Source organism: uncultured Salinicola sp., assembly GCF_937921195.1.
In the GTDB taxonomy this organism is placed as follows: Bacteria; Pseudomonadota; Gammaproteobacteria; order Pseudomonadales; family Halomonadaceae; genus Salinicola.
Genome location: NZ_CALFQK010000096.1, coordinates 17,676 through 31,747, shown reverse-complemented (window position 1 = coordinate 31,747; position 14,072 = coordinate 17,676). Strand labels below are relative to the sequence as shown.

11 protein-coding genes are annotated in these 14,072 nt (G+C 66.7%); 10 read left to right on the top strand and 1 reads right to left on the bottom strand.

Going from position 1 to position 14,072, the window contains the following annotated elements; all coding sequences use genetic code 11:
- The 6 genes from Q0602_RS08480 to Q0602_RS08455 all read left to right on the top strand — a co-directional run.
- On the top strand, positions 1–373 hold a 373-nt coding region (locus Q0602_RS08480), incomplete at its 5' end, for a DNA polymerase III subunit gamma/tau C-terminal domain-containing protein (protein ID WP_298841519.1).
- A 50-nt stretch (positions 374–423) separates the two neighbouring features.
- Entirely contained in the window at positions 424–750 is a 327-nt protein-coding gene (locus Q0602_RS08475) for a YbaB/EbfC family nucleoid-associated protein (RefSeq protein WP_110717982.1), read from the top strand.
- Entirely contained in the window at positions 750–1,355 is a 606-nt protein-coding gene (gene recR / locus Q0602_RS08470; protein WP_110602401.1) for a recombination mediator RecR, read from the top strand. The genes Q0602_RS08475 and recR overlap by 1 nt, the downstream gene beginning before the upstream one ends.
- A gap of 84 nt (positions 1,356–1,439) precedes the next feature.
- On the top strand, positions 1,440–2,561 hold the full coding sequence (locus Q0602_RS08465) for an HRDC domain-containing protein (protein ID WP_298841517.1): 1,122 nt from the start codon (positions 1,440–1,442) through the stop codon (positions 2,559–2,561).
- The gene (locus tag Q0602_RS08460; protein ID WP_295041449.1) at positions 2,561–2,848 is read left to right on the top strand and encodes a YcgL domain-containing protein; all 288 of its coding nucleotides are present in this window, start codon (positions 2,561–2,563) and stop codon (positions 2,846–2,848) included. Before Q0602_RS08465 ends, Q0602_RS08460 begins: the two co-directional genes overlap by 1 nt.
- 75 nt (positions 2,849–2,923) lie before the next feature.
- Entirely contained in the window at positions 2,924–3,379 is a 456-nt protein-coding gene (locus tag Q0602_RS08455) for a YcgN family cysteine cluster protein (RefSeq protein WP_295041451.1), read from the top strand.
- 45 nt (positions 3,380–3,424) lie between these two features.
- Here Q0602_RS08455 and Q0602_RS08450 read toward each other — a convergent pair whose 3' ends face one another.
- Positions 3,425–5,497: a prolyl oligopeptidase family serine peptidase gene (locus Q0602_RS08450; RefSeq protein ID WP_298841515.1), complete on the bottom strand. Its 2,073-nt coding sequence runs from the start codon at positions 5,495–5,497 to the stop codon at positions 3,425–3,427.
- 190 nt (positions 5,498–5,687) lie between these two features.
- Between Q0602_RS08450 and Q0602_RS08445 the strand changes: the two genes are divergently transcribed.
- From Q0602_RS08445 to hrpA, 4 genes are all read left to right on the top strand, one after another.
- Positions 5,688–6,167, top strand: a complete 480-nt coding sequence (locus Q0602_RS08445) for a hypothetical protein (protein ID WP_298841513.1) — start codon at positions 5,688–5,690, stop codon at positions 6,165–6,167.
- A gap of 91 nt (positions 6,168–6,258) precedes the next feature.
- Positions 6,259–8,055, top strand: coding sequence for a vWA domain-containing protein (locus Q0602_RS08440; RefSeq protein WP_298841510.1), 1,797 nt, complete (start codon positions 6,259–6,261; stop codon positions 8,053–8,055).
- 131 nt (positions 8,056–8,186) lie between these two features.
- Complete coding sequence (locus tag Q0602_RS08435) at positions 8,187–9,872, top strand: AMP-binding protein (RefSeq protein WP_298841508.1); 1,686 nt, start codon at positions 8,187–8,189, stop codon at positions 9,870–9,872.
- Positions 9,873–9,984: 112 nt separating this feature from the next.
- Positions 9,985–14,007, top strand: a complete 4,023-nt coding sequence (gene hrpA, locus Q0602_RS08430; RefSeq protein ID WP_298841521.1) for an ATP-dependent RNA helicase HrpA — start codon at positions 9,985–9,987, stop codon at positions 14,005–14,007.
- The last annotated feature ends 65 nt before the right edge of the window (positions 14,008–14,072 follow it).

Sequence of the window (14,072 nt, the reverse complement as noted above, 5' to 3'; positions counted from 1 at the left end):
GCTCGAGCGCTTTGATCGGCTCGATATCGGTGGTCTCACCCGCAATCTCGCGGCTCACTGCGTCATCGACGGCGACGATGGTCACGTGCTTCACGTCACGCTGGATCCCGGGCAGTCGGCCATGCTGTCGGACCTGCACGTCGATCGCATTACTAGGGCACTGGCGGGTATCGGCTACGCTCGCCGTCTCGAGGTCAACGTCGCCGCGCTGGACGGTTCGCGCGAGACGGCCAAGGCCAAGCGCGACCGCGAGGCTCGAGAGCGTCACGCCCGCGCCGTTGAAGCGTTGCGGGTCGACCCGCATATTCAGGAACTGGAGGCGCGTTTCGGCGCCCGTCTGATCGAAGAGAGCGTCACCGCCGACCGCGTGTGACGCTTGCCAAATATTCCGGTCTCGAAAATCCCATCTCGAAGGAGTTCGTCATGTTCAAGGGTGGCATGGGTGGCCTGATGAAACAGGCCCAGGAAATGCAGGAAAAGATGCAGCAGGTGCAGGAGGAGATCGCCCAGATGGAAGTCTCGGGCGAAGCCGGCGCCGGTATGATCAAGGTCACCATGAATGGCCGTCATGACGTCAGTCGCGTCGAGATCGATCCGTCCCTGATGCAGGAAGACAAGGAGCTGCTGGAAGATCTGTTGGCGGCCGCTGTCAACGATGCGTCACGCAAGGTGGAGACCCAGTCCAAGGCGAGGATGGAAGAGGTCTCTTCCGGGCTCAACCTGCCTCCCGGGATGAAGATGCCGTTCTGATGAGCTTCTCACCGCTGGTCGAGCAATTGCTGGAGAGCTTGCGCGTATTGCCAGGCGTGGGGCCCAAGACGGCACAGCGGATGGCGCTGCATCTGCTGGAGCGGGAGCGCGACGGCGGACGTCGGCTGTCTCAGGCATTGACCGAGGCGATCGAACGGGTTGGCTACTGCGAGCGGTGCCGGACCCTGACCGAGGAGACCCTGTGCGGTGTCTGCCAGGATCCGCGGCGCGACTCGGCGCTGCTGTGCGTGGTCGAGTCTCCGGCGGACATGCTGGCGATCGAGCAGGCCGGCGGCTATCGCGGCCAGTATTTCGTCCTGCATGGTCACCTCTCGCCACTCGACGGCATCGGCCCCGACGATATCGGTCTCGATCAACTGGAAGCACGGCTCGCCCAAGAGACCGTCAGCGAGATCATCCTGGCGACCAATCCCACCGTGGAAGGCGAGGCGACCGCCCACTACATCGCGGAGCATCTGGTCGGGCGAGAAGCCAGGCTCTCGCGGCTGGCCTATGGTGTCCCCATGGGGGGCGAGCTGGAGTATGTCGATGGCGGCACGCTCAGCCGGGCGTTTCAGGGTCGCCAGCCGTTCTCCTCCGAGTGAAGCCTGGGCTGCGGGGCGCTGCCGCCGTGCCATCCTTCCACTTTTCGTATCGCAGGGTCACGTTCGTGGCCGCAAGGAATCTGAATGAGCGTTGACTATTCGCTGTGTTGGGTCGACACCCCGGAAGGGTTGCAGGCCGCTTACGAGGTGCTGGCCGAGGCGGATGTCGTGGCGCTGGATACCGAGTTCTTCCGTGAGACCACCTTTTTCCCCGTGCCGGCGCTGATTCAACTGACGGCTGGGGACACGGTGTACCTGATCGATCCGCAGGCCGTGGCGGCAAGCGCGGATTTCCAGCGGCTGCTGGGTGGCGGGCCGTTGAAGTTGATCCACGCCTGTGGCGAGGATCTGGACGTGCTGTCACTGTGGGCTGGCGTGACGGTGTCACCGCTGATCGATACCCAGATCGCCGAATCCTTCCTGGGCAGCGATCCGGCGATCGGTTACCGGCGGCTGGTCGCCCGGCGCTGCGATGTCGACCTGCCGAAGGAAGAGACGCGCTCGAACTGGCTGGAGCGTCCGCTGACACCGGCCCAGCTCGAGTATGCGGCGCTGGACGTGGTGTTTCTTCCCACCATATGGGAACAGCAGCATCGGGAGCTGGTCGAGCTGGGTCGGAGCGAGTGGCTCGAGGAGGAGTGCGCGGCGTTGAGCCGTGGGCACGAAGGGGGCGCCGATCAGTGGTATGCCCGTCACCGCCAGTTGTGGCGGTTGAATCCTCGTCAGATCGAGGCGTACCGCGAGCTCACCGCATGGCGGGAAGTGGAAATACGCCGTCGCGACTTACCGCGCGGCTGGCTGGTCAAGGATGCCGTGCTGTTCGCGGTCGCCGAGGCCATGCCACAGAATCGCTACGAGCTGGCGGCCATCGAAGGCGTTACCCCCAGCCTGGTCAAGCGCGAAGGCGACACCCTGCTGGCGCTGGTCAAGGCCGCTCGGCACCAGGAGGAATCGACGCTCTGCGAGCCGCTCCCGATGCCGACCTCGCCTCCGTTCAAGCGTCGCCTCAAGGCGCTGAAGCAGGTCGTCCAGGCCCACGCCGAGGCGCTCGGCGTGGCCCCGGAGAGACTCGCCAACCGGGCGGAGATGGAGGCGATCGTCAACGCCCATCTCAAGGGGGAGGCGCTGCCATTGCCGACCGGGTGGCGCGGGCGCGAGCTGTCGGCCGACTGGGAACGGGCGCTGGCCGAACAGGAGGTGGCGTGATGGACGCCTCCCGGCTGATTTGTGAGGTGGTGAAGAGCCCGCGTCGAGACGAGATGTATCTCTATCTCGACAAGGCCCAGGGCATGGCGCCGGTGCCGCAGGCACTGCGTGAACGGTTCGGGCCGCCCATCGCGGTGATGACGCTGCTGCTGCGGGCCGATCGGCCGTTGGCGCGCGTCGACGTGGTCAAGGTCATGACGGCGATCCGCGACCAGGGCTTCTATCTGCAGATGCCGCCGGCCAAGGATCCGGAGATGCTGGATCTGTTCACGCCGCGGGGAGAGTGATGAGTCGTGCCACATTCCCACGGCGCCCACTCCCGCGGCGAGGGTGCGGCGGGGATCATCCGGGCGGAGGTCGATATGCGTGATCGATTCTGGGAGCGCTTCTCCCTCGAGGAGCTGACCCAGCAAGAGTGGGAAGCGCTCTGCGACGGGTGCGGCAAGTGCTGCCTGGTCAAGATGGAAGATGCCGACACGGGAGACGTCGCGACGCTGAACGTGGCCTGCCGCCTGCTGGACATCGGCAGTTGCCGCTGCAGCGACTACGAGAACCGCTTCGAGAAAGTGCCCGAGTGCACCCAGTTGAGTCTCCAGAACCTCGACGAGTTCCACTGGTTGCCTCACAGCTGCGCCTATCGTCGTCTCGCCGAAGGGCGCAGGCTGGCCAGCTGGCATCCGCTACGCAGCGGTGACGACCGTCGCCTGCACGAGCGCCGGATGAGCGTGCGCCATTTTGCCGTCAGTGAAGCCGACGTCGACGAGGCCGACTACGAGGCCCATATCATCGATATCATCCCGCTCGACGAGCGGCGTTGAACGCCTGACCGGCACATTCTCATCGCGCCCCGCCATAGTCGGTCTCTATCCTTCGGCGTCGAGCCCCAGCGCCCACAGGATGAAGGCGTCCTGACGCGCATTGTCCCGCCAGGCCTTGAACCGGCCCGATGCCCCGCCATGTCCGGCTGCCATGTCGGTTCGCAGCAGTACCGGCCCCCGGGCGCTCCCCAGCTCGGTCATGCGTGCATAGAGCTTGGCCGGCTCCCAGTAAGGCACCCGTGAATCGTGCCAGCTCCCCTGCAGCAGCATGCTGGGGTAGGGCTGGGCGGTCAGGTTGTCGAGCGGCGAATAATCGCGGATGCGCCGACGCGCGGCGGGCTCTTCCGGATTGCCCCACTCGGTGTACTCCGCCGTGGTGAGAGGGAGGTCGGGGTTCTCCATCGTCCGCAGCACGTCGACGAAGGGGACATCGAGCACGGCTGCGCAGAAGGCTTCCGGTTCCATGTTCAGACTGGCCCCCACCAGCAGGCCGCCGGCGCTGGCGCCATATGCCGCCACCCGGTCGGGGTCCGCCAGGCCTTCGGCGACCAGCGCCTGGCGCGCCGCCAGAAAGTCCCTGAAGCTGTTTTCCTTGTACTCGAGCTTGCCCGCCAGGTACCAGGGCTCGCCGCGGTCGCCACCGCCGCGGACGTGGGCGACGGCGAACGCGACGCCACGAGAGAGCAGTTCCAGGCGCGCGATCGAGAACCAGGGGTCGAGTACCTCGCCGTAGGCGCCGTAGCCGTAGAGCAGCGTCGGCATCGGCGCCTTGCCCAGCATGTCGGCTCTGGCCACCACCGAGACGGGAATACGCTCCCCGTCATGACCCGCGGCCCACAGCCTCTGGCAGACCAGGTCCCGGGGCTGCAGATCACTGTACAGCGGCTGCGTCTTGAGAACGCGCTGCTCGCCGCTGTCCAGGTCATGCTCGACCCATCGCACCGGCAGGGTGAACGACTCTTCGCGCAGGTGAAGTTTGCGGGTATGGAAGTCGGGGGTGTCGCCGAGCGCGAGGCTGCAAGGGGCCTCGGGAAGCGGCAGTCGCAAGCCTGGCGGCTCCTCCGGCCGCCGGGTGTCGTCCTCCGACGACCCCTCATCCGGGAGTTCGATCACGCGCAGGTACACCTGGGCCTCGTGATGGTCACGCTCGGTAATCACCATTCCCCAGACGAAAGCGTCGATGCCCTCGAGGGTGACGTCGTCGCGATGCGGTACGAGTGGGGTCCAGCTCGACGGGCGAGACGCCGGAGCGGTGTCCAGGCGGAAGTGAGAGGCATCGCGATTGTGCAGTACGTAGAAGGTATCGTTGCGGTGCTCCAGGCCATACTCGACCCCCGCTTCCCGCGGGCGGACGCAGCGGGGCGGGGTGCCAGGTGCATCGGCCGGGATCAGGTGGCATTCGGCGGTGTCCTTGGAGGCCGTCTCCACGATCAGCCATTGGCGAGAGCGCGTCTTGCCCACGCCGACCCAGAATTCGACATCGCTCTCTTCGAAGATCTTCTCGCAGTGGTCGTCCTCGGGCCGCAGCAGCCATACGCTGGCGGGGCGCTGCGTGGCGTCGTAGCGGGTGAACAGTAGCGTGCGGTTGTCCTCCGCCCACACCAGATCCGGGCCGATGCGGCGGCGCAGGCGGGCCGGCTCGCCGTCCGGTAACCGCTTCAGATAGAGGTCGAAATATTCGTTGCCGCTGGCATCCTCGGTCCAGGCCAGCCACTGCTCGTCCGACGAGATCGCCATGTCGCCCAGCTCGAGGAAGTCGTGGGCTTCCGAGCGTGACTCGAGGTCGAGCAGCAGCTCGGCGGGGCCGGTACCGTCCATCGCCTGACGCCACCACAGTGGATAGTCGGCGTCGCTGGCCGTTTCGCTCCAGTAGCGAAAGCGTTCCAGGGCCGTCGGCAAGCCGGTGACCTGGAGCTCGCGTCGCGCCAGATGTCCGTCGTACAGGGCATTCTCCAGCGACGCGAGGGGAGAGAAGAAGGCATCGCTCTCGCGATTGGCCGCGCGCAGGAACGCTTTGACCTGAGGGTCGTCACGTGACTCCAGCCAGTGCCAGTCGGGATCGTCACTGCGGCGGAAGTGAACGGCGGGGGGCGCTTGGGTGGTCTGCGAGCGGGACATGGGGCTGTGCGGGATCCTTGCGGGCTGGAGCTGTCGGGGAACGGGCGCCGCCCTCCCGGGCTGGCGCTCAGGGGCGGCGGTGTACCGGCGGTTCGGGATCGAATCGCGCACCCGATCGCGCGGGCGCGGCTGTGCTTTGCCTGGTTGGAGTGTACCATGTGGCAAATCGTATGAATCGAGAGTCATTACCATGCTGTTTTCCGATTCGCTGCCGCAGCTCTGGCTGAGTTATGGCGCACTCTCCCTGATCGTTCTGGTAACCGGTTACCTGGGGGTGCGGTGGCTGCCGCTGTTGCCGCGGCTGATTCTGGTCGGCGTCGTCGCTGGCGGGTTGTGGATGGTGGCGCCGTTCTCGCTGCCGCTGTTGCAGCCAGGGGCGACCTACTCCGGTCTGGCCCCGGCCATCGTGGTGATGGCTGTCGGCGTCATCCAGCACGATGGCGGTCAGGTCGCCGGCGCGATGCCACTGTTGCTGGTCGGAGCCGCGACCGGTGGCGCGCTGGGCCTGGTGGCGTGGCGTCTGCTGCGGCGCCGCCACGACGACGCCGATGGCGGCTCCGGTCGGGATCGGAAGCAGGATCGGAAGCAGGGCTCCCCGGCGCGGGCTAGCGGCAAGCGTGGCCACGCCCGTGGCAAGCCGGGTGGTCGGCGCGAGCCGATGGTCAACTGATTTCCGCGGATCGAATGACTATCCAACGATGTTGCTGGACGAGGGCGGCGTGACCTCGTTCTCGGCGTGTGTTTCGACAAGGAAGCGAGAGATGCGTGCGTTGTTGTTGATCGTACTGCTGGCAACGGGGTTCGCCCCAACCTGGGCGCTGGCGCAGTCCGCGCCGGACGTGCGGATCGTCGTCGACGTTTCCGGCAGCATGAAGCAGAACGATCCGCAGAACCTGCGGGCCAACGCCCTGGGCTTCGCCGCGACCCTGCTGCCGCCAAGCGCTCGGGCCTCGATCTGGACCTTCGGCACCACCGTCTCCAATCCCCTCCCGAGCGGCGCGGTGGCGGCCGCCTGGCGCGGCCGCGTGGCCAGCCTCTCGCCGCGGTTGACCGACTATCAGCAGTTCACGGACATCGAGCGGGCGCTGCGCCAGGCGGCCGATGCCGCGCCGGACAGTGGCAACCGGCACCTGATCCTGCTGACCGATGGGATGGTCGACCTGCCGGCGTCCGGCAGCGACAAGGCGCAGCGCGACAGGGCATCGCGCCAACGCATCATCGACGAGTTGTCGCCGGAGCTTGCCGGGCGTGGCGTCGTCGTCCACGCCATCGCGCTCTCCAACAATGTCGATCTGCCGCTGCTCGAGCAGGTCGCCCAGGCCACCGGCGGGCTGGCGGCGGTCGCCGACACGCCGGAAGAGCTGCTGCGTGCCTTCCTGGACGTTCTCGATCGCATCCTGCCGGGCGACCAGATTCCCATCGACGGACAGCAGCGGTTCAACGTCGATGACGACATCGACGAATTCAACGCGCTGCTGTTCCACGATCCGGGCGTCGATTCGCCGGTGCTGGTGGGACCCGATGGCCAGCGCTACTCCCGCGGCGATCATCCGGGGACCGTGGAGTGGCAGAGCAGCGATCGTTACGACCTCGTCACCGTGCCCGATCCGGCCCCCGGAGAGTGGCGAATCGAGGGCGACATCGGTGGCGATAGCCGTATCGGCATTCACGCCGATACCATGCTGCGCAGTGCACCGCTTCCGGCAACGCTCTATCGCGGCTTTTCCACGCCGCTGGACGTCTGGCTGGCCGCGGACGGCGAAACGCTGGGAGCGGACAGTCGGCCCGACGGACTCAGCGTTCGGGCTGAGCTGAAGGATCTGGACGGGGCCGTCCTCGCCGGGACGCCGCTGGAACCGTCCGACGACCATTTCCGCGGTGATCTGCCAGGGGTCGACCAGCTCGGCAACGCCCGGCTGACGATCACCGCGCGCAGCGATCGCATGATTCGCCAGCAGGTGCAGACGGTCAACGTGGTGGCCGCACTGAGTGCCGTGCTGAGCGAGGACGGCTCGCAGATCGTCGTGCATGCCAATCATCCCGATCTGGACGTCAACAATACCCAACTCAGTGCAAGCCTCACCGGCAGGCCACTCGATGTGCGTCGGAGCGGGGAGCGGGAGTGGACGATTGCGGTGCCGCGGACCGATCCAGGCCAGTCGCTGCCGGTCACCATTGCCGCCGACGCCCGTGTCGACGGACGCACGCTGCACTTCGAGCTGCCGGTCGTGCGGCTCAATCCCGAAGCCTCCGTCGGGCTGAGCGGCGCGGATCTCGAACGGGGAGTCACCAGCGACTCCCGCCAGCAGGACGATGGTACGGGTCCGGACGCTGGCGATGACTTCACCGACGGACTGACCGCTTCGCAGATGGCCGACATTGCCGTCGACAAGGCGCAGCAGGGATGGCGGCTCGCCAGGCCCTACGTGGAAACCTACGCGCAGCGGCCGGTGACCTGGATCGTCATCGCCGTCATCCTGCTGTCGTGGATCTTGTTGCGCTGGCGGCGCGCGGCGAAACGGCGCCGGCTGGCCCGGCGCGAGGAGCCGTCGATCTAGCCGTTCGGCGGTGACCTGGTCACGCCATCGCCATGCGGCGGCCGTGTCGGGCCTCTTACAACCTTGGTGGCAGCGCCTCGTCGGCCCGATCTGATATAAGATCGATAACCGTCACGAATCAAGGAGATCCCATGGCTGACAGCGCGAACGCCCACGTCGAGTCCGGAGTGCCCCTGACGGGGCTCGAGGCCTTCCACTCGGTCAACGACATCATCGCCGACGCGTGTCGCCGCTACGCCGACAAGCCGGCGTTCAGCTGCATGGGCAAGACGCTGAGCTATGCCGATATCGATCGTCTCGCCGACCGCTTTGCCGCCTGGCTGCAGAGCCATGACGATCTCGCACCGGGCGATCGCATCGCCATCCAATTGCCCAACGTGCTGCAGTTCCCGGTGGCCGTGTTCGGCGCGCTGCGTGCCGGGCTGGTGATCGTCAACACCAATCCGCTCTACACCGAGCGCGAGATGCGCCACCAGTTCCGCGACGCCGGGGTCAAGGCGATCGTGGTGCTGGCCAATATGGCCCACAAGCTCGAGAACGTGATCGCCCAGACCGATATCCGTCACGTGGTGGTCACCGAGATGGGCGATCTCCACGACTGGCCCAAGCGTGCGCTGATCAATGTCGTGGTGCGTCGGGTCAAGAAGATGGTGCCCGCCTACTCGCTGCCCCAGGCGGTCGGCTTTCGGCGCACGCTGGCGGGCGGCGGGCGTGCGGCCAAGGTCGCGGCGGGGCAGGACGAAGAGATCGCCGTGCTGCAGTACACCGGCGGCACCACCGGGGTGGCCAAGGGCGCGATGCTGACGCACCGCAACCTGATCGCCAACATGCTGCAGACCCAGGAGCTGCTCGGCGACACCCTGGAGAACGGTCGCGAGACGATCATCGCGCCGCTGCCTTGCTATCACATCTATACCTTCACCGTGAACTGCCTGTACGCAATGACCACCGGTCAGCACAACATCCTGATACCCAATCCCCGTGACATCGCCGGCTTCGTCAAGACGTTGTCGAAAACGCCGTTCACGGTCTTCGTGGGGCTCAACACCCTGTTCAACGCCCTGTGTCAGCGCGACGACTTCAAGGCGCTCGACTTCTCGCGGCTCAAGTTCACCATCTCCGGCGGCATGGCGCTGACCCAGGCCACGGCCAAGCGCTGGCAGGAGGTGACCGGCAACGGCATCGTCGAGGGCTACGGCTTGACCGAGACATCGCCGATCGCCCTGGTCAACCCGCCCGATGCGGCGCAGATCGGTACCATCGGCCGCCCGGTGGCGGGCACGTCGGTGCGGGTGGTCGACGACGAGGGGCGCGCGCTGCCGCCGGGGGAGAGCGGCGAGCTCTGCATCAAGGGGCCGCAGGTGATGAAGGGTTACTGGAATCGCCCGGAGGATACCGCCAAGACGCTCAGCGACGACGGCTGGCTGCGCACCGGCGACATGGCGGTGGTGCAGGAGGATGGCTACGTCAAGATCGTCGACCGCAAGAAGGACATGATTCTGGTCTCGGGTTTCAACGTCTATCCCAACGAGATCGAAGAGGTGGTCGTGGGGCATCCGGACGTACTCGAGGCCGCCGCGGTGGGCGTGCCCGACGAGGAGACCGGGGAGGCCGTCAAGCTGTTCGTGGTCGCTCGCAACGAGAGTCTCGACCCCCAGGCGCTGCGTCAGTGGTGCAAGCGGGAGCTGACCGCCTACAAGGTGCCCAAGTTCGTGGAGCTGCGGGACGAACTGCCCAAGAGCAATGTCGGCAAGGTCCTGCGGCGGGAGCTGCGCGATGAGGCGTCCGGCAAGGCAGGCGATGAGCCCCCGGCGTGACATCGGTTCCCCTCGGACGTGAGTTGATCCGCTGACGGCGCTACAATGACGGGTTCGTCACCATCCTTGGTGGCGGCCCGTTCTCGCCGACGTAGAGGATCTCTTGAGCGCTATCGCTTCCCCCTCGCTGCAAGCCCTGAATGACCTGGAAACTCGCCTGGACGGCTGTCTGCTGCGCGATGCCCACGAGCAGCGTCGGCGGCTCCAGCGCCTGGCGCAACGTGCCCGCGACGGCAAGCCGATCGACCGGTCGCTGAAAGAGGTCGAAACGCGACTGGCGGCGTCCAGTGAGGTACTCGCGCGTCGCCAGCGCCAGCCGGTGACGCTGAACTACCCCGACGCGTTGCCGGTCGCCGCCAAGCGCGAAACCATTCTCGAAGCCCTGCGCGAGCATCAGGTGGTGGTGGTCGCCGGCGAGACCGGCTCCGGCAAGACCACCCAGCTACCCAAGCTCTGTCTGGAGCTGGGACTGGGGCGGCGTGGCATGATCGGCCACACCCAGCCGCGCCGTCTGGCGGCACGTTCGGTGGCGGCCCGCCTGGCCGAAGAGCTGGAGGTGCCGCTGGGCGAGCAGGTCGGTTATCAGGTTCGCTTCACCGATCAGAGCAGCGACGACACGCTGGTCAAGCTGATGACCGACGGCATCCTGCTGGCCGAGACGCAGCACGATCCGGACCTGATGCGCTACGAGGCGATCATCATCGATGAAGCGCACGAGCGCAGCCTCAACATCGACTTCCTGCTCGGCTATCTCAAGCGCCTGACGGCCCGACGCCCCGACCTCAAGGTGATCGTCACCTCGGCGACCATCGACGTCGAGCGACTCTCCCGGCATTTTGCCGTCGAGCGCAACGGCGAGGTGCAGCCCGCGCCGGTGGTCGAGGTCTCCGGGCGTGCCTATCCGGTCGAGGTGCATTATCGGCCGCTGGTGCGGGAGTCGCGGGACGAGGAGGACCTGACCCTGCAGGAGGGCATTCTGGCGGCGGTCGACGAGGTCGAGCGAATCGAGCGCGAAAAGCGCTGGTATAGCGGCCCGCGGGATATCCTGATCTTCCTGCCGGGCGAGCGCGACATTCGCGAGACAGCAGACGTGCTGCGACGCGCCGAGCTCAAGAGCACCGAGATCCTGCCGCTCTATGCGCGGCTCTCCAACGCCGAACAGAACCGGGTGTTCCAGCCCCACGCCGGCCGGCGCATCGTGCTCTCCACCAACGTGGCCGAGACCTCGTTGACCGTACCCGGCATACGCTACGTGATCGATCCCGGCCTGGTCCGAATGAGCCGCTATAGTGCGCGCGCCAAGGTCCAGCGTCTGCCGATCGAGCCGGTGAGCCAGGCCAGCGCCGATCAGCGCAAGGGCCGTTGCGGGCGCGTGGCTGAAGGTGTCTGCATCCGACTCTACAGCGAAGAGGATTTTCTCTCCCGCCCGGAATTCACCGAACCCGAAATCCAGCGCACCAACCTGGCCTCGGTCATTCTGTCGATGCTGTCGCTCAAGCTGGGCGACGTGTTCGATTTCCCGTTCGTCGATGCGCCGGATGCCCGCTTCGTCAAGGACGGCTATCGGTTGCTGTTCGAGCTGGGGGCCGTCGACGACGGCGAGCGCATCACCGCCATCGGACGACAGCTGTCCCGCTTGCCGATCGATCCGCGCCTGGCGCGAATGGTGCTGGCGGGCGAGCGTTTCCAGTGCCTGCGCGAGGTGCTGATCGTGGTCAGCGCGCTGGCGACGCAGGATCCCCGCGAGCGGCCGGCGGAGAAGCGCCAGGCCGCCGACCAGCGTCACAAGCAGTGGGAGGACCCCAACTCCGACTTCGTCGCCTGGCTCAATCTGTGGCATGGCTTCGACGCCATGCGCGAGACGCTGTCGAGCAGTCAACTGCGGCGCTGGTGTCGCGACCAGTATCTGAACTACCTGCGCCTGCGCGAGTGGCACGACACCTATCGCCAACTGCGCCAGTTGACCCGCGAGATGAAACTGACGCCGTCGAGTGCCATGCAGCCCGATACCGCCCCACCGGCCGGTGAAAATGGCGCGGCGGGCGCGGAGCAACAGCCGGCGGAGCAGCCCCGGGTCGATACCCAGCGCCTGCATCAGGCATTGCTTGCCGGGCTGCTCTCCAACCTGGGGCAGTTGCAGCCGGAGAGCCGGGAATTCCTCGGTGCCCGGAACCGGCGCTTCCTGATTCATCCGGCATCGGGCCTGTCACGCAAGCCGCCCAAGTGGGTGATGGCCGGCGAGATGGTGGAGACCAGTCGTCTGTTCGCGCGTGATGCGGCGAGGATCAAGCCGGAGTGGATCGAGCCGCAGGCGGCGCACCTGATCAAGCGCAGCTACAGCGAACCCCACTGGGAGCGCAAGCGCGCCCAGGTGGTGGCGCTGGAGCAGGTGACGCTATTCGGCCTGCCGATCGTTACCGGCCGCCGCGTGGATTACGCCAAGGTGGCACCGCAGGAGGCCCGGGAGATCTTCCTGCGCCGGGCACTGGTGGAGGGCGACTACCAGACCCGGGCGGCGTTCTTCGAGCACAATCGTGCGATGATGGCGGAAGTGGAGGATCTCGAGGATCGGGCGCGCAAGCGCGACATCCTCATCGACGAGGAGACACTGTTCGCCTTCTACGACGAACGGGTTCCGGCGGATGTCGCCGGCGGGCGCAGCTTCGAGAACTGGCGCAAGCAGGCCGAGCGCGACACGCCGGATCTTCTCAAGCTGGACAAGGCGGCGCTGATGGCGCGGGACGCCGACGACGTCAATGTCGAACAGTACCCCGACGAGCTGGTGTTCAACGGCGTGCGCTATCCGCTCAGCTATCACTTTTCGCCGGGGGCTGGCGACGATGGCGTCACCTTGACCGTGCCGGCGGTCATGTTGGCGCAGTTGCCGCAGGGGCGCTTGAGCTGGCTGGTGCCCGGGTTGCTGCGCGAGAAGTGCATCGCACTGCTCAAGGCCCTGCCCAAGGCGATGCGTCGGCAGGTGGTACCGATCCCCGACTGGGTCGATGCCGCGCTGGCGTCGCTGACGCCGGACGACCGGCCGGTCGAGGAGGCGCTGGGGGAGTTCCTGCGGATCAAGACGGGAACGCGCCTGGACGCGTCGGCTTGGCGTCACGATCAGCTCGATCCGCACCTGGTGATGAACCTGCGCGTGGTGGATCACAATGGCCAGGTGCTGGGTGAAGGACGTGACCTGCGCCAACTGCAGACGCGGTTTGGCGAGGCCGCCGCGGCGGGCGCCAAGGCGCTGGCCCAGGCGCCGAAAGACAACGCCGAGCGTCTCGACGACCTGCCCGAGACGCCGTTGCCGAGTTCGCGCACGACCCGCCAGGCCGGGATCCAGGTCGAGGTCTATCCGGCGATGGTGGTGGAGGAGGACGAACTGCGGGTCGCCTGGTTCGACCACGCCGCCCGCGCCGAAGCCGCCCATCGCGACGGGATCGTCAAGCTGGCCCGGCGCAGATTGCCCGATACCGTGCGCTATATCCAGCGCGAGCTGCCTGCGCTCAAGCAGTCCGCGCTGCTGTTTGCCAAGGTCGGCAGTCACGAGCAGCTGTCCCGTGACGTCATCGATGCCTGCCTGGCCCAGACCGTGGCCGCCGATCCCTTGCCGCGCTCCCGCCAGGCGTTCGAGGCCCGGCTCGAGACCTGGCGCGGAGAGCTGGTCGCCTATGCCGAGGCGCTGCTGGATGACCTGCACAAGGCGTTGCAAGGCCATCTGGCAGTGACCAAGGCGCTCAAGGGCAACGTTACGCTGGCGCTGGCGCTGACCTACAGTGATCTCAAGGCGCAGATGCAACGTCTCGTCTACCCTGGCTTCGTGCGCGACGCCGGCCCCTGGCTCAAACATTACCCGCGCTACATGCAGGCGGCCGAAATCCGGCTCGAGAAGGCGCCACGGGACCTGCGTCGGGACCAGTTGTCGATGCAGCAGGTGCAGGCGTGGGAGGAGCGGGTCGATACGCGGCGCCGGCAAACCCATCGCGACGGGATCGTCGATGCCGACCTGGTCGAATTCGGCTGGTGGCTGCAGGAGTGGCGAGTCTCGCTATTCGCACAGCAGTTGGGCACGCTGGAGAGCGTATCGGAGAAGCGCCTGGCGCGACGCTGGCAGGAGATAACCGGGCAAACCGTGTGATCGGCGGGCTCGATACACTGCATCCGCCGTCGGCGGGTGCGCGTAATGATGGAAAGCGGCGGATG

Bases quoted from the DNA above. Each gene is read 5' to 3' on its own strand.
- Q0602_RS08475 (WP_110717982.1), top strand. From the start codon at position 424: ATGTTCAAGGGTGGCATGGGTGGCCTGATGAAACAGGCCCAGGAAATG.
- recR (WP_110602401.1), top strand. From the start codon at position 750: ATGAGCTTCTCACCGCTGGTCGAGCAATTGCTGGAGAGCTTGCGCGTA.
- Q0602_RS08465 (WP_298841517.1), top strand. From the start codon at position 1,440: ATGAGCGTTGACTATTCGCTGTGTTGGGTCGACACCCCGGAAGGGTTG.
- Q0602_RS08460 (WP_295041449.1), top strand. From the start codon at position 2,561: ATGGACGCCTCCCGGCTGATTTGTGAGGTGGTGAAGAGCCCGCGTCGA.
- Q0602_RS08455 (WP_295041451.1), top strand. From the start codon at position 2,924: ATGCGTGATCGATTCTGGGAGCGCTTCTCCCTCGAGGAGCTGACCCAG.
- Q0602_RS08450 (WP_298841515.1), bottom strand. From the start codon at position 5,497: ATGTCCCGCTCGCAGACCACCCAAGCGCCCCCCGCCGTTCACTTCCGC.
- Q0602_RS08445 (WP_298841513.1), top strand. From the start codon at position 5,688: ATGCTGTTTTCCGATTCGCTGCCGCAGCTCTGGCTGAGTTATGGCGCA.
- Q0602_RS08440 (WP_298841510.1), top strand. From the start codon at position 6,259: ATGCGTGCGTTGTTGTTGATCGTACTGCTGGCAACGGGGTTCGCCCCA.
- Q0602_RS08435 (WP_298841508.1), top strand. From the start codon at position 8,187: ATGGCTGACAGCGCGAACGCCCACGTCGAGTCCGGAGTGCCCCTGACG.